Origin of the sequence: Streptomyces sp. Y2F8-2, assembly GCF_014905555.1 — a bacterium.
Classification (GTDB): domain Bacteria; phylum Actinomycetota; class Actinomycetes; order Streptomycetales; family Streptomycetaceae; genus Streptomyces; species Streptomyces cynarae.
In genome coordinates, this window is record NZ_BNGS01000005.1 from 548,719 (window position 1) to 567,632 (window position 18,914).

The window sequence follows — 18,914 nt, forward strand, 5'->3', positions numbered from 1 at the left end:
CACCAGGCCGCCACCGGAGCAGGAATGAGCGCTGCGACCATCGCTACATCCGCGACCAGGTTCCTCCAGGTCTGGCGCCGGGCAGCGCCGCATCCGCTCTTCCTGGTCATCCCTCTGGTCTTGATCATCTCCATCCCGGCGGCCGACGCGTTCCTGCCGCCGGACATCCATCTCGCCCCTCTCCTGGTCGTCGCCACCGCGGTGACCGCCATCGGTGCCGGTCCGCGACCCACGGCGCTCATCGGCGCCCTCGCGGTCCTCGCGCTGATCGCCGCGGGGGCGGAGCGGCGGACCCTGATCACCGAGAGTGTGCTGGTCGAACTTTCTTCACTCGCCGCGCTCTCCGTCCTCCTGGTCGCCTTCACCCACCTGCGGGACCGGCACCATCGGGAACTCGTCAGGGCGCGCGCGGTCTCGGACACCGCTCAGCGCGTCGTCCTGCGCCCGCTGCCGGAGCGGGCCGGGCCGGTGTCCCTCGCCGCCGAGTACCACAGTGCCGAGGCCGACACCTACATAGGCGGCGACCTCTACGCCGCGGCCCGCACCACCGACTCCACCCGCCTGATCATGGGAGACGTGCGCGGCAAGGGCCTCGCGTCCATCAGCGACACGGCGATCGTGCTGGGTGCCTTCCGCGCCGCGGCCCACCGGCAGATCCCGCTGACGGAACTGGTCGCCTACGTCGAGGACGCCGTCCGCTGGGGCCTCGCGGAATTCTCGCAGTGCGAGCCCGACGCCGCCGAACGCTTCGTGACCGCCGTCGTGCTCGACATCCCGGACGACGAGCCGGTGGTCCACATGATCAGCTGCGGCCATCCGCCGCCGCTGCTGCTGCGCCGGGCGACCGGGACCGCCACCGCGCTCCATGTGACCGAACCCGCCCCGCCGCTCGGCCTCGGCGCCATGTCCGACAGCACGTACACGGCGGCGACCTTCCCCTTCCACCAGGGGGACAGGATCCTTCTCTACACCGACGGCGTCACCGAGACCCGCGACGGCGAGGGCACGTTCTACCCGCTCGCCGAACGCGTCGTGCGGTGGAACGACCAGGCCCCCGGGCCGCTCCTGAAGGAGATCACCACCGACCTCCGGGCTTACGCGGGCGGCCTGCTCAACGACGACATGGCCATGATGCTCGTGCAACGGGGCCCCGGGACCGCCTAGGGCCGCCCAGTGCCGTCGTCGACGCCCGCGTCGAGCAGCGGTCCGAGTTCCCGCACCACGGTCGTCAGGGCCCGCTCGTCCCGTTCGGCGCGGGCGATCAGCAGGGCACCCTCCAGGGCGCTGATCATGAGCGTCGCGAGCGGTTCGGCCCGGGCCGCCGGGACTCCCATGCCCGTCAGCGCCTCGGCGACCGGGCGCGTCCAGTGGGCGAACGCCGCCGCGGCCGCCGCGCGCGTGGAGTCGGTGGACTGTGCACAGTCCACGGCCGCCGCGGCCACCGGGCAGCCGCCCTCGAAGCCGGTTCTGGCGTACTCGTCCGTCCACTGCCGGACCATCTCGGCGAACAGCCCGCTCGGTGTCGGCTCGGCCATCGAGGCGAGGAAACGGGCGATCCGATTGGCGGCGTACCGGCCGGCCCACTCCACCGCCTCGTTGACGAGCTGTTCCTTGCCGCCGGGGAAGTAGTGCTGGAGCGAGCCGCGCGGCGCCCGCGCGTGGGCGGCGACGTCGCGCATGCCGGTCGCGGTGACGCCGTCGCGCCGGATCAGCTGGGCCGCACTGAAGACCATCCGCTCGCGTGGTCCGCGGTCGGACACCGCCATCGTGACCTCCGTCTCGACACTTCGGCACCCACCCTATGACCGGTGTCATAGAGCCCGCTACTATGACCGCTGTCATAACTCAGGACGACGCCTCGCAAGGAGGGCGGTCCCATGGACGTCGGTTTCATCGGTCTCGGGGTCATGGGTCAGCCGATGGCGCTCCGGCTGGCCCGGGCCGGCACCCCGCTCCTGGTCTGGAACCGCACGGCCGCCCGCACCGATCCGCTGCGCGCGGCCGGCGCCGAGGTGGCGGCCGATCCCGCCGAGGTGTTCGCGCGGACGGACGTCGTGATCCTCATGCTCGCCGACGACCTCGCGATCGACGCCGCCCTGGGCCGCGGCACCCCGGACTTCGCGACCCGCGTCGCCGGACGCATCGTGGTTCACATGGGCACGACGTCGCCCGGATACTCGCGCGCCCTCGAGGCCGATGTGCGCGCGGCGGGCGGGCGCTATGTCGAGGCACCGGTCTCCGGGTCCCGGGTGCCCGCGGAGAACGGGCAGCTGGTGGCGATGCTGGCCGGGGACGAGGCTGCCGTGGAGGTCGTACGGCCGCTGCTGGCACCCCTGTGCCGGGAGACGTTCGTCTGCGGCGCCGCGCCGAACGCCCTGCTGATGAAGCTGTCGGTCAACCTGTTCCTGATCACGCTGGTGACCGGGCTGTCGGAGGCGTACCACTTCGCGGACCGGCACGGTCTGGACCGGCGGCTCTTCCTCGACGTCCTGGACGCGGGCCCGATGGCCAGCGGGGTGTCCCGCATGAAGGCGCCGAAGCTGTACGCCCGCGACTTCGCGGTGCAGGCGGCGGCCCACGACGTCCTGAAGAACAACCGGCTGATCGCCGAGGCCGCCCGGAAGGCGGGGGTCGCCTCCCCGCTGCTCGACGTCTGCCACGCCCTGTTCGAGGAGACCGTGACGCTGGGCCACGGCCACGAGGACATGGTGGCCGTCCTGCGCGCGATCGAGTCACGCACGGACGAGGGCCTCCAGGGCTAGCCCCGGATGCCGTCCCGGGTCAGCCCGGGTTCGCCCCCTTGGGGATGCCGTACGCGCGTTCGACGCGCAGGCGCAGCACCAGGCGGCGGTCGCGGACCATGGCGGCGCGGTACTCGTCCCAGTCGGGGTGCTCGCCCAGGACGTCGCGGTAGAGCCGGATGAGCTCCTCGACCGTCGCGTCGTACGGGTCCTTCGCGACGGGTGAGAGCTCGGCGGTGCCCTCGACGACCGTGTACGCCCGCCGGTCGGCGCTCGTGACGTGGTAGGAGGCCCTGGGATCCCGGCGCAGATTGCGGGTCTTGGCGCGGTCGTCGGTGATCGAGACCCGGATGATCCGCTCGCCGGGGTCATAGGCGTGGCTGACATTCGACAGCTGGGGCCGGCCGTCCCGCTTGAGGGTGACCAGCACCCCACCGTGCCCTTCGGAGAGCAGCGCGAGCAGCGCGTTCTGAGTCCCGTCCTGAGTCATACACGGGTCAACTGCCCGGGCCGAGCCGCGCATTCCCGAGTGGGCACTGTCCACGCACGTCTGGTGGACACCCTCTGCGCCGGGGCAGCGCGACGATCGGGGTGGCACCCGGCATCAGCTGGGTATTGAGCAGATACCTGCTGCAGGAGGGTGCTCGGCCCCGCCCCGGGGCGGACCGCTCCGCCAAGGAGGGACCGGCCCCGGTTCGGCGGCGGAGCATGAAAGGTTGGACCCGGAAGCCCGGGACCGCACCGGGAGGACCGGAGGAGAACGATGGGACACCTGCGGCAGGAGGTCGAGCCGGAGGAGGTCGGCCTCGACCCGAAGGCGCTGGCCCGCCTCGACCAGCACTTCGCACACCAGGTCGACGACGGCCGGCTGCCCGGCTACCTGGTGGCCCTCTCCCGGCACGGCCGCATAGCCCACCTCACCACGTACGGACACCGGGACGTCGCCGAGCGGCTCGCGGTGGAGACCGACACCTTGTGGCGGATGTACTCGATGACCAAACCGGTCACGTCCGTCGCCGCGCTGATCCTGATGGAGGAGGGCCGCTTCGGGCTGGACACGCCCGTCGCCGACTTCCTGCCGGCGTTCGCCGAGCCGCGGGTGTACGTCGACGGCACCGGCCCGGCCGTCCGGACCCGCCCCGCACAGGGGCCCATCCTGGTCCGCCATCTGCTCACGCACACCGCCGGCCTGACGTTCGGCTTCTACCACTCGCATCCCGTGGACGCGCTGTACCGGGAGGCGGGCATCGACTCGTCCGTGGTGCCCGGCACGGACCTCGCCGAGACCTGTGAGGTGTACGCGCGGCTGCCGCTCCAGTTCGAGCCGGGCACGCAGTGGAACTACTCGGTGGCGACCAACGTCCTGGGCCGGCTGGTCGAGGTCGCCTCGGGTCAGGACCTGGACGCCTTCCTCGCCGAACGCGTCTTCGGGCCGCTGGGCATGGACGACGCGGGCCTGCACGTCACCGAGGACCGGGCGCCGCGCCTCGCGGAGCTGTACGGCGAGACGGAGAGCGGCGGCATCACCCCGATCCCGGGTCTGCCGCTGCACGGACGGCCCCGTTTCCTCTCGGGCAGCGGCGGCATGGTGGCGTCGGCGTACGACTACCACCGCTTCATGGAGTTCCTGCGGCGCCGCGGCGAACTGGACGGCGCCCGGCTGCTGGCCCCCGACACGGTCACCGCGATGACCTCGAACCACCTCCCGGGCGACGCCGATCTGCGGTCGTACGGCAGCCGGGTGCACCGCGAGCCCGGCAGGGCGGGCCTCGGTTTCGGTCTGGGCGTCTCCGTCGTCACCGACCCGGAACTCACCCGGTCCCCGGCGGTGCGGGGCGCGTTCGGCTGGAGCGGGGTGGCCACCACCACGTTCTGGGTGGACCCGCAGCACGACCTGACGGTCCAGTTCCTCACCCAGCTGCGGCCCACCGGCTCGCACACGGTGTACCCGGAGCTGAAGCAGCTCGTGCACGAGGCCCTGCCGGGAAGGGTCGGGTCCGCGGCGAGGTCCGGCAGGTAGTCCGGCAGATGGCGGCCCCGCCAGGCATGCACCGGTCCGGCCCGTACGTCGAGGACTCAGACCTCGCCCCGCCCCTCTCCCCCGGCACCGAGTGCCCGGACCGCCGCGTCGAAGTACTCCCGGCAGCGGCCCCAGGCGCCGCCCACCTCGAATTCCAGCAGCAGCGGGGTGAGCGCGGCCGAGAAGTCGGTGCTGGCCTCCAGGGGCAGCAGGGACGGGAGGTTGTCGATGGCGATCAGGTCGAGCACGGGGTGCTCACGCAGCCGGCGTACCGGATGGTCCCAGTCGGTCGCGGTGTCGTAGACCGGCAGGAGGTTCAGGGGCGAGCCGACGTCGGCCGTCACGTCGCACAGGGTGCGCAGCCGGCGTCCGGGGTCGTCGAGGTCCTTGTCCGTCAGGAAGGGCGGGACGGGCCGGGTCGTCAGGACGGTGTTGACCATCAGCTCGTGGGCGAGCAGGGCCTGACGGTCCAGGTTCCGGGTCTCGGCCAGATCCCAGCACGTGGGGTCGGCGCCCGCGACACCGAGCGCGACCCGGGCGCCGCGCCCGCTGCGGCCGAGGGCGCCGATCACGAGCGCCCGCACCTCGCCCGAGGCGGCGCGCAGTCGTTCGTCCAGCTCCTCCTTGGACGTCGGCCGCAGCGGCGCGGTCAACCGGCCCTGGTGCTGGAGCAGGGCGAGGGCGGCGCCCAGGTATCCGGCCCAGTAGCCGAACGCGACGAGCCGCCGCCCGTCCTCGTCCACCAGGTACTCCAGGTCCAGCAGGGCGCCACCGCCGGCGACGAACCGGCGCAGCAGGGCCTCTGCGCCCGGCTGCCCCTTGAAGGCATGCCCGAAGAACAGGTGACGGTGGACCAACGCGGAAGGCTCCTCGGGCAGTTCCTTCAGCCCGGCGATCAGCGCCTCGGGCGGCGCCGACACCCAGGAGCCCGGCTCGGCGACACGGCAGCCCACCTGCTCGTACGCCTCGGCCGGGAACACCCGCTGCGGGGAGTCCTCGACCGTCACGGTCACGCCGCTCTCGACCAGGCGCCGGGCGTCGGACGGCACGATCGGTGTGCGCCGTTCGGTGGTACGGGACTCGTGGCGGAGCCACAGGTGGAGTGCGGTCATACGCGGTTGACCTCCGGGCGCGGGGCGTCGGCGGCGAAGCGTCCGACGCTCACGGGGCTGACGTCGACGAAGGGTACGCGCCCCGGGAGGAGATCCCTCAGGATCTCGCCGACGGCGGGTCCCAGCGGGATGCCGTGGCCGCCGCGCTCGGTGGGCCGACGGGGGCGGGCTGCGCGGCGGCCGGCGCCGGACGGCCGCCGCGCGGGCCGCTCACGAGGACTGCACCACCGCGTCCAGGTGCGGCAGGTAGTGGTCGAGCCGCTCCCGCTTGGTGCGCAGGTAGGTGATGTTGTTCTCGCACGGCGGTATCAGCAGCGACACCTGCTCGTCGACCTTGATGCCGTGCCGCAGCAGCGCCTCCCGCTTGCGCGGGTTGTTGGAGAGCAGGCGCACGGACCGTACGCCGAGGTCGTGCAGGATGTCCGCGGCGACCCGGTAGTCGCGGGCGTCCACCGGCAGACCGAGGGCGAGGTTGGCCTCGACGGTGTCCAGGCCCTCCGACTGGAGCTTCATCGCGCGCAGTTTGGCCAGCAGGCCGATGCCGCGGCCCTCGTGGCCGCGCAGATAGACGACGATGCCGCGGCCCTCGGCCACGACCTGCCTGAGGGCGGTGGAGAGCTGGGGCCCGCACTCGCAGTGCGTGGACCCGAAGGCGTCCCCGGTCAGGCACTCGGAATGCAGGCGGACGAGCATGCCCTCTTCCTCGATGTCGCCGTACACCAGCGCCACTTGTTCGTCGCCGCGGTCGTGGTCGAGGTAGCCGACGGCCTGGAAATCACCGTACTTGGTGGGCAGGGGCGCATTCACGACTCGGGTGACCCCGGTGGGCACGTTCGCGATCCGGGTGACTCCCGAGGGGGCATTCCCGCCGAGCACGCCGTCAATGTCTGTCATGATCTGATTCCTATCTGGTAAGCGCAGGCGGTACGAGACGAAAGGCCGTGAAGTGATGAGCGGTTCGGGAACTGCGGACACTGCCGGGGGCCACACCGCGGGTGTGCTGCCGTCGGACACCTCGCGGGACGTGCGGGAGCGGGCGAAGGGCCCGCACCGTCAGGTGGCCGTCCTTCCCGTGGGCAGTTTCGAACAGCACGGCCCGTACCTTCCGTTGGCGACCGACACGCTGGTCGCCTGCGCGATCGCCCGCGAGCTGGCCGCCGCGTATCCGGTTCACCTCCTTCCTCCGGTGACGATCTCCTGCTCGCACGAGCACGCGGCGTGGCCGGGAACGGTGAGCATCTCCTCCGTCACTCTCCATGCGGTGGTACGGGACATCGCCGCGTCGCTCGAACGCTCGGGCGTTCAGGCCCTGGTCCTGGTCAACGGTCACGGCGGTAATTACGTCCTCGGCAATGTCGTCCAGGAGGGCAATGCCGTCCGGGATTCCTCGGGCAGCGGTGTGCGGATGGCGCTTTTCCCGGCCCCGGAGGACTGGGAGGCGGCCCGGGAACGGGCCGGGGTGCGCACCTCGCTGCTCAGCGACATGCATGCCGGGGAAATCGAGACCTCCATTCTTCTGCACTGTCATCCCGAATTGGTCAGGCCTGGTTACGAGACCACGGATTTCATCGCCGACGACCGACGGCATCTGCTCACCCTCGGCATGTCGGCCTATACGGAGTCCGGTGTCATCGGGCGTCCTTCACTGGCTTCCGCGGACAAGGGGAAGCAGTTGCTCGCGACGCTCGCGGAGTCCTTCGAGCCGTATTTCTCCCTGGTCGGGTCGGACGGCGACGAGGACGGTGTGACACATCGGCGGTGACCCCGCGTCAGGAAGGGCGCGGGGGCGTATCGGCCGCGGCGGGTGTGCGGACGGGGGGCGCGGAGCGCGTGGGGGAAACGCTCCGCGCCCGGTACGGGGGGCCGGGAGGGTGCCGCGGGGGCCTGGTCCTCCTCGGCGGCGTTCTCCGTCGCGGTGCGCGGGTGCCGCAGACCCGTGTACCAGCGGGCGAGGAGGACGAGCAGGCCGGGCAGGCTCGCCACGAAGCTGAGGACGCCGTAGAGGACCGCGACGCCCAGCCCGGTGTCCGCGCCGAGGCCCGCCGCGCCGAAGGCCCAGGCGGTGACGCCCTCCCGGGGGCCGAAGCCGCCGATGTTCAGCGGCAGGCCCATCGCGATGAGCGCGAGCAGGGCCAGGGGCAGCAGCGTGACCGGAGAGGCGTGCGATCCGGCGACCCGCGCGGCCACCAGGAACATCAGCAGGTGACCGGCGAGCACGACGACGGACGACAGCAGGACGGAGGGCCAACTCCCCCGCGCCAGCAGGGCGGTGCGCGCCTCGGTGAGCGCGGCGCCGAGAGCCCGGCGTCGGCGCGAGGGGCGGGGGGTGCGGCCCATGCGGACGGCCACGACGATGGCGAGCGCACCGAGCGTGGCGAGCGCCGTCAGGCCGGCCAGATGACGGGCCTGGGTGAGCACCGGCGAGGGCAGCGTGAGCAGGACCGGTACGCCCACCGCCACCAGGGCGACCTGGCCGGCGGCGCGTTCCAGGACCACGGCGCGGACACCGCGGCCGACGTCACCGGCGCTCTGCCCGTGCCGCACCGCGCGGTGCACGTCGCCGAGGACGCCGCCGGGGAGCGCCGCGTTGAGGAACAGGGCGCGGTAGTAGTCGGCGACGGCGGCGCCGAACGGCAGCCTCATGCCGAGCGCGTGGGCGACCCGGCACCAGCGCCAGGCGCTGAACACGGTGGTCAGCGCGCCGATCCCGAGCCCGGCGAGAAGGGTCGGCACATCGATCCGCCGCAGCCCGTCGAGCAGCACCCCGGTCCCGAGCCGCCACAGCAGCACCCCGAGGATGAGCGCCCCGGCGACGGTCCCGAAGTGGGTGCGCAGGGCGCGCAGGACCCGGCGGCGCGGGGGTGCCCCGGTGTGGGCGGCGACCGCCGCGGGGACGGTTTCCGTCACGGGCACGCGCATCTCCTCCGCAGCCGTCGCCAAGGCCGCCGTCCGCGTCGTCATCGCGCGCCTCCCGTCGGGCGGGGCAGGACCAGTACGTCGCTGTGGTGGACCGTCACGCGCAGATCGCCCGCCGCGCAGGCGGCCAGGCGGTCAGGCAGATACGTCTCTGCGCGGGGCGCGAGGTCGGGGCGCTGCTCCACGGCAGCACCGACCCAGCCGCGCAGCCACTCCTGCGTCAACTCCCGCTGCTCGGCGCCCAGTCGCCAGGGGCTCGGATGGACCCGTACGCTCGCGCCGAGCCGGTCGAAGGCCTCGCAGGCCGCGCCCAACGCGTCGGGGCCGAGGAGGTCACCGCGCCGCTGGTGGGCGTTGAACGCCTCGCTGATCTCCCGGTCCAGGGGGTGCTCGGGCGCCAGTTCCACGCGGCCCACGACGGACAGCGTCAGCAGCGCCGGGCAGCCCGCGCCCACGCAGGCCCGGGCGAGCGTGTCGATCTCCTCGGCGGTGAGCACGTCCAGCAGCGCGGACGCGGTCACCAGCGACGCCCCGGTCAGCGCGTCCGGGGTGAGCCGTCCGATGTCGCCGCGCTGGGTGGTGACCGTCACCGGGCTGTCGTCGGCCGCCGCGCGGGGCGCCCCCACCGAGGCGAAGTGCAGCAGGTAGGGGTCACGGTCGTGCAGCACCCAGTGCTGGGGGCCGTCGAGCAGCGGGGCGAGCCAGCGGCCCATGGAACCGGTGCCGCAGCCCAGGTCGTGCACGATCAGCTCGGTGCCGTGCCCGGGCCGGTTCGCGAGGCGGATCCGCAGCGGGTCGAGCAGTTCGTGCGCCCGCGCCTCCGCGTCGGCGGGCTCCCGCAGCCTCAGCCACTGCGGGGCGTATCGCGGCACCTCGGTCTCGCCGCCGCCGGGCGCGGGGATCGCGGGGAGCACCCCGGGCCCCGGTTCCGCGGACGTCTCGGACCCCGCCTCCGATGTCGTACCCGTGCTCATGCCGCCCTCCGAGGATCGTGCAGCCGGCCCAGCACACCCGCCAGGCTGCGTGCCGTGGTCGCCCAACCGTCCAGTGCCGCCCGGCGGCCGCGCGCGGCGGCCTTGAGCCGGCGCCGTACGTCCGCCTCGCCGAACCAGCCGCGCAGCTCGGCGGCGATCGCGGCGGGGTCCTCCGGCGGGACGAGGATGCCGGGCACCCCGCCGTCCGGCGCGCGCCCCACCGCCTCGGGCAGGCCGCCGACATCGGTGGCGAGGACCGGGATGCCGCGCGCCAGGGCCTCGGTGACGGCCATGCCGTACGTCTCGGCGTACGAGGTGAGGACCATGAGGTCGGCGGAGGCGTAGCTCGCCTCGAGTTCGGCACCGGACCGCGGTCCGGCCAGGTGCAGCCGGTCCGCCAGGCCGTGTTCGTCGATGAGGGCGCGCAGCCGCTCCACGTACGCCGGGTCGTGGCCGAGCCCGCCGACGCACACGCAGGTCCACGGCAGGTCCTTGACCGCGGCGAGGGCCTCGATGAGCCGGTGCTGCCCCTTGCGGGGGGTCACGGCGGCGACGCACAGCAGCCGGGAGACGCCGTCGGTGCCGGGGGCGAGGGGCGCGATGTCGGCGCCGGGGGCTGCGACATGGACCCGCTCGGGGGCGAGACCGTGGTGGGAGACGAGCCGGCGCACGGCCCAGTCGCTGGTGGCGATCACGGCGGGCACGGCCCGCAGGGTGGCGCGCTCCTCGGCGTCCAGTTCGGCCGCGGTCCCGGGGTCGAGACCGGTCTCGTCGCCGAGCGGCAGGTGCACCAGGACGGCGAGGCAGAGACGTTCGGCCTCGGGTACGACGATGTCGGGGACGCCGCAGGCGACCAGGCCGTCGAGCAGGACGACCGTGCCGTCGGGCAGGTCCCGCAGTGTACGGGCGAGTTCGGCCCTCGCCTGCGCGCCGGGCCGGGGCCAGGAGCCCTCGACCAGGTGCCTTTCCACCTGCCAGCCGAAGCCGGGCAGGTCCAGGCAGACCCGGCGGTCGTAGGCGTTGCCGCCGCTGGGGGTTGCCGGGTCGTCGACGCCGCCCGGCATCACGAAGTGCACGGTGCGCAGGGACATGGGGATGATGTCGGCGTTCCTGAGGGCCGTGTTCTGCACGGGCACATAGCCCAGACGGGGCTGGGCCGGCTGCCCGGCGGTGTGCACGGACGCGTGGTCGATGGTCGTGTCGGTCACAGGGCACGCTCGTAACTCGCCCAGGCGATGTGCGACTCGTGCAGCGTGACGGTGATGCCGGCGATTCCGCGGGCGTTCTCGCCCAGGGCGCCCTTGTGGATCCGTTCGGCGAGGCGGTCGGCGATCACCTTGGCCAGGAACTCCGTCGAGGTGTTGATGTTCGCGAAGTCCGGTTCGTTGTCGAGGTTGCGGTAGTTGAGCTCGCTCACCACCGCGCCCAGCTCCTGCGTGGCCAGTCCGATGTCGACGACGATGTTGTCGTCGTCCAGCTCGGCGCGGCGGAAGGTGGCGTCCACGAGGAACGTCGCTCCGTGCAGGCGCTGCGCGGGTCCGAAGACCTCGCCGCGGAAGCTGTGGGCGATCATCAGGTGATCGCGGACGGTGATGCTGAACAACGGACGACCCTCCAGGTGCGGTGCGTCTGGTCCCCTTCCGGGGTATGCCGTGTAGTACGGCTGACCCCTCCGCGTTGTTCAGCTGCCCGTTCTCCTTGTTCGGAGGTTCCTTGGGAGTTCCTTGGGAGTTCCCCCCAAGGTCGGGCAACTCGGGCGGGGCGGGACTCAGTCGGTGGGATACAGGATGCGGTGGCACAACCCCTTGAGCTCACCACGGGTGAGGCGTGGCAGCACGTCGGGGAGGTCTTCGAAGGGGGACTCGCCGGTGACGAGCGCGTCGAAGGCGGGGTCGGCGAGCAGGTCGAGGGCGAGGGCCATGCGGTCGGCGTAGTCACGTCCGGTGCGGGCGCGCGGCGAGACGGTGCCGACCTGGCTGCTGCGGATCGTGAGGCGGCGGGAGTGGAAGGCCTCACCGAGCGGCAGGGTGACGCGCCGGTCGCCGTACCAGCTGAGTTCGACGACGGTGCCCTCCGGCGCGAGGAGTTCCAGGGAGCGTACGAGCCCCTGTTCACTGGCGCTGGCGTGGACGACGAGGTCGCAGTCGCCGAGGGCGCCCTCGGGCAGGGCGAAGCCGACGCCGAGCGCGCGGGCGGTCGCGGCGCGCTCCGGGTCGGCGTCGACGAGCTGGACGCGGACGCCGGGGTGGCGGGCGAGGAGGGCGGCGACGGAGCATCCGACCATGCCGCCGCCGACGACCGCGATCCGGTCGCCGAGCTGCGGGCCCGCGTCCCACAGGGCGTTGACGGCGGTCTCGACGGTGCCGGCCAGGATGGCGCGGTGGGCGGGCACGGCGTCGGGCACGACGGTGACGGCCGAGGCGGGGACGACGTACCGGCTCTGGTGCGGATACAGGCAGAAGACGGTCCGCCCGACCAGCTCGTCCGGCCCCTGCTCCACCTGCCCGACACTCAGATAGCCGTACTTCACGGGGGCCGGGAAGTCGCCCTCCTGGAACGGGGCACGCATGGCGGCGTGCTGGCTCTGCGGCACACCGCCGCGGAAGACGAGGGTCTCGGTGCCGCGGCTGACACCGGAGTACAGCGCGCGCACCAGCACCTCGCCGTCGCCGGGCTTCGGCAGCTCCACGTCACGCAGCTCCCCGTGGCCCGGCGAGCGCAGCCAGAAGGCGCGAGCTGTGAGGTCCATGTGCGTCTCCCTGAACGATCCGGCGTTTCACCACGTACGCAGCTACGAGAAGTCGCGCACAAGGTACGCGCGAAGATCGAATCTGTCACTTGGCCGGAGGGTGAGCGGTGGCCCTGAACCACACATACGAGGCGAGGCTCTTGCAGCAGGAGACGACCGTGGGGGCGGGCGTGCAGGTACTGCTGCTGACCTTGCTGGGCACGGCGATCGGCATGGGTCCGGCCGGCTGGCTGACGGGCCTGGCGTTCGCGCTCGCCACCTGGGCCGTGCTCACCCGGGCCGTGCTCCGCTCCCGGCTCAGCTCGTTCGGCCCGGCCAACCGGGTGACGCTGGGCCGGGCCATTCTGGTGGGCGGGGTGACCGCGCTGGTCGCGGACTCGTTCGAGAGCGCGCCACCGGTGACGGTGTTCGTGGGGCTGACGGCGGTGGCGCTGATCCTGGACGGCGTGGACGGCAAGGTGGCCCGCCGCACGGGCACGTCGACCGCGTTGGGCGCGCGTTTCGACATGGAGGTCGACGCGTTCCTGATCCTGGTGCTGAGCGTGTACGTGTCGATGGCACTGGGCCCGTGGGTGCTGCTGATCGGGGCGATGCGGTACGTGTTCGTCGCGGCGGCCCGGGTGCTGCCGTGGCTGAACGGCGAACTGCCGCCGAGCATGGCCCGCAAGACGGTGGCGGCGGTGCAGGGCGTCGCGCTGCTGGTGGCCGCGTCGGGGCTGCTGCCGTATGCGGCGGGAGCGGCGGTCGTCGGGTGCGCGCTGGCGTCGCTGGTGTGGTCGTTCGGGCGGGACGTGCTGTGGCTGTGGAGCGTGCGGGGCGGCACCGCGGTGGCGATCTCCGCCGAAGTGGCGGTGGAGCCGGTCGCGGAACTGGTGGCGGGCGGCTGACCGGCGCCATGGCTTCAGGTCGTCAGGAGGTGGCCCTCGGGCCGTCGAGCCGTCCGATGCGGGCCACGTTCTCCCGGTCCTCGGGGTCCTCGCTGGGGCGGGCGGCGAACCAGGCGTCGAGGATCTCCTTCAGGAGCGGCTCGGAGGTCAGACGCAGGCTGAGCGCGAGCACGTTGGCGTCGTTCCAGCGGCGGGCGCCGTCGGCCGAGTACGCGTCCGTGCACAGCGCGGCCCGTACGCCCGGGACCTTGTTCGCGGCGATCGACGCGCCGGTGCCGGTCCAGCAGCACACGACCGCCTGGTCGCAGGTGCCGTCGGCGACCTCGCGGGCCGCCGCCTCGGAGCACGCGGCCCACTGCGGGTCGTCCCCGGCGCGCAGCGCACCGTGCGTGAGCACCTCGTGGCCACGGCCGCGCAGTTCGGCGACCAGGCTGCGGGCCACGGGTTCGTCCATGTCCGAGGAGACGGAGATCCGCATGTCTCGGAGGGTACCCGCTCGCGCCCACCTGGTGGTTCCGCCGGGCTGCGGGGTACTCGGCTCCCGGACCGAGGCGGAAGGAGCCGGACGTGGGCGGCAGCGATCGGCTGCGGGAGTACCGCGGCAAACGTGACTTCGACCGGACCGCCGAGCCCCGGGGCGACACGGCGGCATCCGGCGCGGAGCCCCACTTCGTGGTGCAGATCCACGACGCGAGCACCCTGCACTTCGACTTCCGGCTCCAGGTGGGCGACGTCCTGAAGTCCTGGTCCGTCCCCAAGGGCCCGTCCGCCGATCCCGGCGACAAGCGGCTCGCCGTGCCCACCGAGGACCATCCGCTGGAGTACGAGGACTTCGAGGGCGTCATTCCCGCCGGCGAGTACGGGGGCGGCACCGTGATCGTCTGGGACCGCGGCACCTATCGGCCGCTCAGCCACGACCGGCGCGGGCGCCCCGTGCCCTTCGAGGAGTCGCTGGAGCGCGGGCACGCCACGTTCCGGCTGAACGGGGCGAAGCTGCACGGCGAGTACGCGCTCACCCGGTTCCGCGGTGGCGAGAGGGGCGGCGAGCAGGAGGCCTGGCTGCTGGTGAAGGCGGGGCATGCGGGATCCGGCGGCCACGGGACGCCCGACCCGCGCCGCGCCCGGTCGGTCCGCAGTGGACGCACACTCGCGCAGGTGGCCGCGGACGGCGGTGAGAGGTGAGGAGCCATCAGCGGCCTCCTCCAGACGCTGCCCGGCGAGCAGCGGGCACGGGTGGGCGCCGGGGGTACCCCCTCTGGGGGAGGCACCGGCCGGCGCCGAAAGCGAGCCCTCCCCCCGGCCCGCCCCGGCACCGGCCACCTGGTGGCCGCCGGGCGACGTCACGTGCCCGACGTGGCAGCCTCCCGCTCCGGGCGCGCAGCGGCTCGCGGCGCACCCTCGGTGCGCACCGCGCGCCTGCCGGGCACCAGCAACGCGGCCAGCGCAGCGCCGAGGCACAGCACCCCCAGCAGACCGAAGCCGTGCGTGTACCCGGAGCCGTACGGCAGCCCCGTCGGCTGCAACCGACCCGTCACCAGCACACTGGTGACCGCCGCGCCGATGGAGCCGCCGATCGTCCGGATGTTGGCGTTCATTCCGGTCGCCGCACCGGTCTGCTCGGCCGGAACGCTGCCGACGATCAGGTTGGCCATGGAGGCGAAGGCCAGTCCGATGCCGAAGCCGAACACGCCCGCGACGAGGGCCACCTGCCACTGCGCGTCGTGCCACAGGGTGAGGAACCCGCAGGCGACCGCACCCAGCGCAGCCCCCGCCGTGAGCAGCGCCTTGGCTCCCAGCACCGGCTCCAGGCGGCCGCTCAGCACGCCCGAGACGAACATGGCCACCAGCATGGGCAACATGAGCAGCCCGGACGCGGTGACGGACGCACCGAAGCCGTATCCGGCGGCGCGGGGCGTCTGCACGAAGGCGGGCAGGAAGGACCAGATCGCGTACATGCCCGCGCCGAACAGCAGCGCGGCCGTGTTGGTCGTCCACACGGCGGGCAGCCGCAGGACGCGCAGATCGATGAGCGGGCTGCGGGAACGCGCCTCGGCCGACAGCCACAGCGCGAACAGCACGGCGGCCGCGAGGAAGAGACCGATCACCGGGGCCGATCCCCAGCCCCACCTGGTCGCCTGGCTGAGTGGCAGCAACAGCGCCACCAGCCACGCGGACAGCAGAACGGCACCGAGCCAGTTGACGCGTCCCTCGGCACGGCTCGGCGACTCGGGCACGAAGCGCGCGGCGATCAGCGTGGTGACGGCGACGACGGCGACCGGGATCCAGAACAGCCAGCGGTAGTCGAGCGCGGAGACGATGGGACCGGCCGCCACGATGCCCACGCCGCCACCGGCGGCGATCACGGCGGACAGGTTGCTGATGCTGCCGCTCACCTCGGCCGGGGCGAACTCGTCCCGGATGATGCCGAACGACAGCGGGAACAGCGCGCCGCCGGCGCCCTGGACGACACGGGCGACGATCAGCACGCCGATGTTCGGCGCGAGCGCGGCGAGCAGACAGCCGGCCAGCAGCGTCAGCAGCACCGCGACAAGTGTGCGTTTCCTTCCGACGAGGTCGCCGACCCGGCCGAGGATCGGTGTGAAGACCGAGGCGGACAGCAGGTACGCCGTCATCACCCAGGTCGCGGTGGATTGGGAGGTGTGCAGCGCGTGCTGGACGGTCGGCAGGGCCGGCGCGATCAGGGACTGCAACATGGAGAACACGCCCGCACCGGTCGCGAGGACCGCGAAGGTGAGGCGGGTGGACTTCCGGGGCATGAAAAGCCTCTCCGAACAGGCGCGGCCGAGATCTTCCGGCCGCGGTCGTAGGACTCCGTCGTGCGGCAGGGCAGCGTGGAGCACGCCGACGGCCGCGGGGAGCGGTCGCGGAGCGGATGGACAGACGGGCGGGCGGTGCGATCGACGCAGGGCCCGCGGTACGAGGTCGGGGGTACGAGGCCGACGAGGGGGCGTGCGGCCGCACGCGCCCAGGGCGGGCGCACCCCGACTGCTAAAGTGGAGGTGTTCCTCCACTCTATCGGAGGCACACCTCCGCTTCAACCGGCCGGCCTCGGGAGGCAGCAGTGACGACCCCGCCCTTCCCCGTCAGTGAGATCGTGGCGTCCCAGCGGCCGCACCGTAAGGACGCCGCCCGCAACTACGACGCCCTGATCGCCGCCGCCCGCGACGCCTTCGCGGAGCACGGCGCGGAGGCGTCCCTGGAGGACGTCGCGCGCCGCGCGGGCGTCGGGATCGGCACGCTGTACCGCAACTTCCCCACCCGCCGCCATCTCTTCGAGAGCGTCTACGCGGGCGAGGTGAACGACCTGTGCCGGGTGGCTCAGGAGGTCGCGGACCGTGAGCCGTGGGAGGCGCTCACCTCGTGGCTGCGCCGGTTCGTGGACTACACGGTGACCAAGCGGGCGATCCGCGAGGCGATGGACGACGAGTCGGAGATCTTCCTGGCCTGCCGGGAGTCCATGTACCGGGCGGGCGGCCCGCTCTTCGAGCGCGCGCAGCAGGCCGGCGAGGCGCGCCCGGACATGACCTTCGACGACCTGCTGCGGATGGTCGCCGGCATCACGGCGACGAACTTCCTGGACGACGCCCAGCGGGACCGGGTCCTGACCGTGGCCCTGGACGGGGTGCGGGCGTCCGGCGCCTGACGTGGCCCTGGACGGGGTGCGGGCGTCCGGCGCCTGACCGTGCTCAGGCGCCGGATCACGCTCAGCTGTTCCAGCTCTCGTCGTACGGGTCGCCGGGGGTCGCGACGGGCTTCGCCTGTATGACGTCGAGGTAGGGGATGATCCCGCCGTTGACGGGGTCCTTGGTGCGCTTCGCGGTGTAGGTGCCGGTGACGTCGAGCCAGGAGTCCGGCTGCAGGACGGGCGGCAGCTTGCCGGTCAGGCCGATCTTGACCGGCTGGGCGTCGGCGGCGCAGCAGTTGAGGGCCATGCGGACCAGGTAGGGCGTCCCCGTGTGGTCCAGGGCGACGAACCCGGTGATCTCCACCTTCCGGCCGCCGAGGGAGCGTCCGTGGCCGTACGCCGCGCGGCCCGCGTAGTCCACCAGGCCGAGCCTGACCGGGTCGCCGGACGGCAGGGCCGGATAGGCCAGGGGCTGCTGGAGGGCCGTACCGGAGCGCACGGCGCTGTAGGAGCCGAGCGCGGGCGGGGCGACCAGGATGAGCGCGAACAGGGGGAGCACGAGGAGCCAGGAGATCCGCGGCTCGCGGTGGGCGTGGCCGTCTTCGTGCTCGTCGTCTTCGTCGTGCGCCTCGCCGCCGCCGGGAACCTTCCGGGCCGCCCGCGCTCGGCGCAGCTCGTACCAGAAGGTGGCGGCCGCCGCCACGATCAGGACGACGCCGGCCGCGAGCAGCAGCGGCTGCAGGCCCGCCTTGACGTAGCGCAGGTACAGGCTGGTGGTCCCTGCGTGCAGCAGCGCCCCGCCGACCAGGAACAGGACGGCCGCTTGGGCCTGCCGGTTCACAGCAGCACCGCCCCGGTCAGGACCGACACCAGGACCGCCAGCGCGAAGGTGGCGGGTGCGAACCGCAGCGCGAAGGAGCGGCCGAAGGTGCCGGCCTGCATCGCGAACAGCTTCAGGTCGATCATCGGCCCGACCACCAGGAACGCCAGCCGCGCGGTCAGCGAGAACTGCGACAGCGAGGCCGCCACGAACGCGTCGGCCTCGGAGCAGATGGACAGCAGCACCGCGAGCACGGAGAGCGCGAGGACCGCCACCACCGGGTTGCCGGCCGCCGTCCGCAGCCAGCTCGCAGGGGCAACGGCCTTGAGGGTCGCCGCGGCCATGGCGCCGACGACCAGGAAGCCCCCGGCGTGCATCACGTCGTGCCGTACGGACCCCCAGAACGCGGCCCCCTTGCTCTGCCCTTCGTACGACGCCCGGGCCGGCGGCCGCAGCCAGTCGGTGCGGCCGAGCCGCTGCCACAGCCAGCCCATCGTGCACGCCACCAGCAGGCTCGCCAGGAACCGGGCGAGGACCATCTCCGGGTCACGGGGGAAGGCCACGGCGGTGGCGGTCAGCACGATCGGGTTGATCGCGGGCGCGGACAGCAGGAAGGCCAGCGCCGCCGCGGGCGTCACCCCCCGGCGGACCAGCGCCCCGGCGACCGGCACCGAGGCGCATTCGCAGCCGGGCAGGACCGCCCCGGCCACCCCGGCGACGGGCACCGCGAGGGCGGGCCGCTTCGGCAGCGCGCGGGCGAAGAACGAGGGCGGGACGAACACCGCGAGCGCCGCGGACAGCAGCACGCCGAGCACGAGGAACGGCAGCGCCTGGACGACCACCGCGAGGAACACGGTCATCCAGCTCTGCATCACCGGCGCACCCAGCGCCCGGCGGATCGGGCCCTGCCCGACGACCAGCACGAGCAGCAGCAGGGTCAGGCCGAGGGAGGAGTTGAACTGCCAGCCCTGTGCAGGCTCCTCGTCGTGGCCCCGGTCGACCGGGGCCGGAGGTGCTTTGACGACGGTCACGGGCGGGGTACCTCCGGA

The 18,914-nt window shown here is 73.1% G+C and carries 19 protein-coding genes and 2 pseudogenes; 7 read left to right on the plus strand and 14 right to left on the minus strand.

Going from position 1 to position 18,914, the window contains the following annotated elements:
- The first annotated feature begins 24 nt into the window (after nt 1-24).
- Nucleotides 25-1,164 carry a PP2C family protein-serine/threonine phosphatase gene (locus tag SY2F82_RS20100; protein ID WP_200420478.1) on the plus strand — a complete coding sequence of 380 codons (1,140 nt, stop codon included), beginning with the start codon at nt 25-27 and terminating at the stop codon, nt 1,162-1,164.
- On the opposite strand, the gene SY2F82_RS20105 is transcribed toward SY2F82_RS20100, so the two are convergent.
- Nucleotides 1,161-1,766: a TetR/AcrR family transcriptional regulator gene (locus SY2F82_RS20105; protein ID WP_200420479.1), complete on the minus strand. Its 606-nt coding sequence runs from the start codon at nt 1,764-1,766 to the stop codon at nt 1,161-1,163. The genes SY2F82_RS20100 and SY2F82_RS20105 overlap by 4 nt on opposite strands.
- Before the next feature lie 111 nt (nt 1,767-1,877).
- On the opposite strand from SY2F82_RS20105, the gene SY2F82_RS20110 reads away from it, so the two are divergent.
- The gene (locus tag SY2F82_RS20110) at nt 1,878-2,762 is read left to right on the plus strand and encodes an NAD(P)-dependent oxidoreductase (RefSeq protein ID WP_200420480.1); all 885 of its coding nucleotides are present in this window, start codon (nt 1,878-1,880) and stop codon (nt 2,760-2,762) included.
- 19 nt (nt 2,763-2,781) lie between these two features.
- Here SY2F82_RS20110 and SY2F82_RS20115 read toward each other — a convergent pair whose 3' ends face one another.
- Entirely contained in the window at nt 2,782-3,231 is a 450-nt protein-coding gene (locus SY2F82_RS20115; protein ID WP_200420481.1) for a PPOX class F420-dependent oxidoreductase, read from the minus strand.
- 273 nt (nt 3,232-3,504) lie between these two features.
- On the opposite strand from SY2F82_RS20115, the gene SY2F82_RS20120 reads away from it, so the two are divergent.
- Nucleotides 3,505-4,761, plus strand: a complete 1,257-nt coding sequence (locus SY2F82_RS20120; RefSeq protein WP_200420482.1) for a serine hydrolase — start codon at nt 3,505-3,507, stop codon at nt 4,759-4,761.
- Nucleotides 4,762-4,817: 56 nt separating this feature from the next.
- On the opposite strand, the gene SY2F82_RS20125 is transcribed toward SY2F82_RS20120, so the two are convergent.
- The 3 genes and pseudogenes from SY2F82_RS20125 to ribA form a co-directional block, all read right to left on the minus strand.
- On the minus strand, nt 4,818-5,873 hold the full coding sequence (locus SY2F82_RS20125) for a saccharopine dehydrogenase (protein WP_200420483.1): 1,056 nt from the start codon (nt 5,871-5,873) through the stop codon (nt 4,818-4,820).
- Nucleotides 5,870-6,013: pseudogene (locus SY2F82_RS39020) on the minus strand (sarcosine oxidase subunit beta); the annotation flags it as partial. The gene SY2F82_RS20125 and the pseudogene SY2F82_RS39020, both read right to left, overlap by 4 nt.
- Before the next feature lie 70 nt (nt 6,014-6,083).
- A complete protein-coding gene (gene ribA, locus SY2F82_RS20130; RefSeq protein WP_200420484.1) occupies nt 6,084-6,767 on the minus strand; it encodes a GTP cyclohydrolase II in 684 nt (227 codons plus the stop codon).
- A 55-nt stretch (nt 6,768-6,822) separates the two neighbouring features.
- Here ribA and SY2F82_RS20135 point away from each other — a divergent pair, with 55 nt between their 5' ends.
- Complete coding sequence (locus tag SY2F82_RS20135; RefSeq protein ID WP_200420485.1) at nt 6,823-7,635, plus strand: creatininase family protein; 813 nt, start codon at nt 6,823-6,825, stop codon at nt 7,633-7,635.
- A 215-nt stretch (nt 7,636-7,850) separates the two neighbouring features.
- On the opposite strand, the pseudogene SY2F82_RS20140 reads toward SY2F82_RS20135, so the two are convergent.
- From SY2F82_RS20140 to SY2F82_RS20160, 5 genes and pseudogenes are all read right to left on the minus strand, one after another.
- Nucleotides 7,851-8,834: pseudogene (locus SY2F82_RS20140) on the minus strand (YbhN family protein); the annotation flags it as partial.
- Nucleotides 8,831-9,763, minus strand: coding sequence for a class I SAM-dependent methyltransferase (locus SY2F82_RS20145; protein WP_200420486.1), 933 nt, complete (start codon nt 9,761-9,763; stop codon nt 8,831-8,833). The gene SY2F82_RS20145 and the pseudogene SY2F82_RS20140, both read right to left, overlap by 4 nt.
- A complete protein-coding gene (locus SY2F82_RS20150; protein ID WP_374707184.1) occupies nt 9,760-10,971 on the minus strand; it encodes a glycosyltransferase family 4 protein in 1,212 nt (403 codons plus the stop codon). The genes SY2F82_RS20145 and SY2F82_RS20150 overlap by 4 nt, the downstream gene beginning before the upstream one ends.
- Nucleotides 10,968-11,366 (minus strand): 6-carboxytetrahydropterin synthase, encoded by a 399-nt coding sequence (locus tag SY2F82_RS20155; RefSeq protein ID WP_200420487.1) that lies wholly within the window; start codon nt 11,364-11,366, stop codon nt 10,968-10,970. The genes SY2F82_RS20150 and SY2F82_RS20155 overlap by 4 nt, the downstream gene beginning before the upstream one ends.
- Before the next feature lie 165 nt (nt 11,367-11,531).
- Nucleotides 11,532-12,512: a zinc-binding alcohol dehydrogenase gene (locus tag SY2F82_RS20160; RefSeq protein WP_200420488.1), complete on the minus strand. Its 981-nt coding sequence runs from the start codon at nt 12,510-12,512 to the stop codon at nt 11,532-11,534.
- Nucleotides 12,513-12,619: 107 nt separating this feature from the next.
- Between SY2F82_RS20160 and SY2F82_RS20165 the strand changes: the two genes are divergently transcribed.
- On the plus strand, nt 12,620-13,399 hold the full coding sequence (locus SY2F82_RS20165; protein WP_200420489.1) for a CDP-alcohol phosphatidyltransferase family protein: 780 nt from the start codon (nt 12,620-12,622) through the stop codon (nt 13,397-13,399).
- Nucleotides 13,400-13,421: 22 nt separating this feature from the next.
- Here SY2F82_RS20165 and SY2F82_RS20170 read toward each other — a convergent pair whose 3' ends face one another.
- On the minus strand, nt 13,422-13,877 hold the full coding sequence (locus tag SY2F82_RS20170) for an RpiB/LacA/LacB family sugar-phosphate isomerase (protein WP_200420490.1): 456 nt from the start codon (nt 13,875-13,877) through the stop codon (nt 13,422-13,424).
- Nucleotides 13,878-13,966: 89 nt separating this feature from the next.
- On the opposite strand from SY2F82_RS20170, the gene SY2F82_RS20175 reads away from it, so the two are divergent.
- Entirely contained in the window at nt 13,967-14,581 is a 615-nt protein-coding gene (locus SY2F82_RS20175; RefSeq protein ID WP_200420491.1) for a DNA polymerase ligase N-terminal domain-containing protein, read from the plus strand.
- A 158-nt stretch (nt 14,582-14,739) separates the two neighbouring features.
- On the opposite strand, the gene SY2F82_RS20180 is transcribed toward SY2F82_RS20175, so the two are convergent.
- A complete protein-coding gene (locus tag SY2F82_RS20180; protein ID WP_200420492.1) occupies nt 14,740-16,176 on the minus strand; it encodes an MFS transporter in 1,437 nt (478 codons plus the stop codon).
- Between the two features lie 305 nt (nt 16,177-16,481).
- Between SY2F82_RS20180 and SY2F82_RS20185 the strand changes: the two genes are divergently transcribed.
- Nucleotides 16,482-17,063 (plus strand): TetR/AcrR family transcriptional regulator, encoded by a 582-nt coding sequence (locus SY2F82_RS20185; protein WP_200420493.1) that lies wholly within the window; start codon nt 16,482-16,484, stop codon nt 17,061-17,063.
- 61 nt (nt 17,064-17,124) lie between these two features.
- On the opposite strand, the gene SY2F82_RS20190 is transcribed toward SY2F82_RS20185, so the two are convergent.
- Entirely contained in the window at nt 17,125-17,886 is a 762-nt protein-coding gene (locus tag SY2F82_RS20190) for a TIGR03943 family protein (RefSeq protein ID WP_200420494.1), read from the minus strand.
- Complete coding sequence (locus tag SY2F82_RS20195; RefSeq protein WP_200420495.1) at nt 17,883-18,896, minus strand: permease; 1,014 nt, start codon at nt 18,894-18,896, stop codon at nt 17,883-17,885. Before SY2F82_RS20195 ends, SY2F82_RS20190 begins: the two co-directional genes overlap by 4 nt.
- Nucleotides 18,897-18,914: the final 18 nt, after the last annotated feature.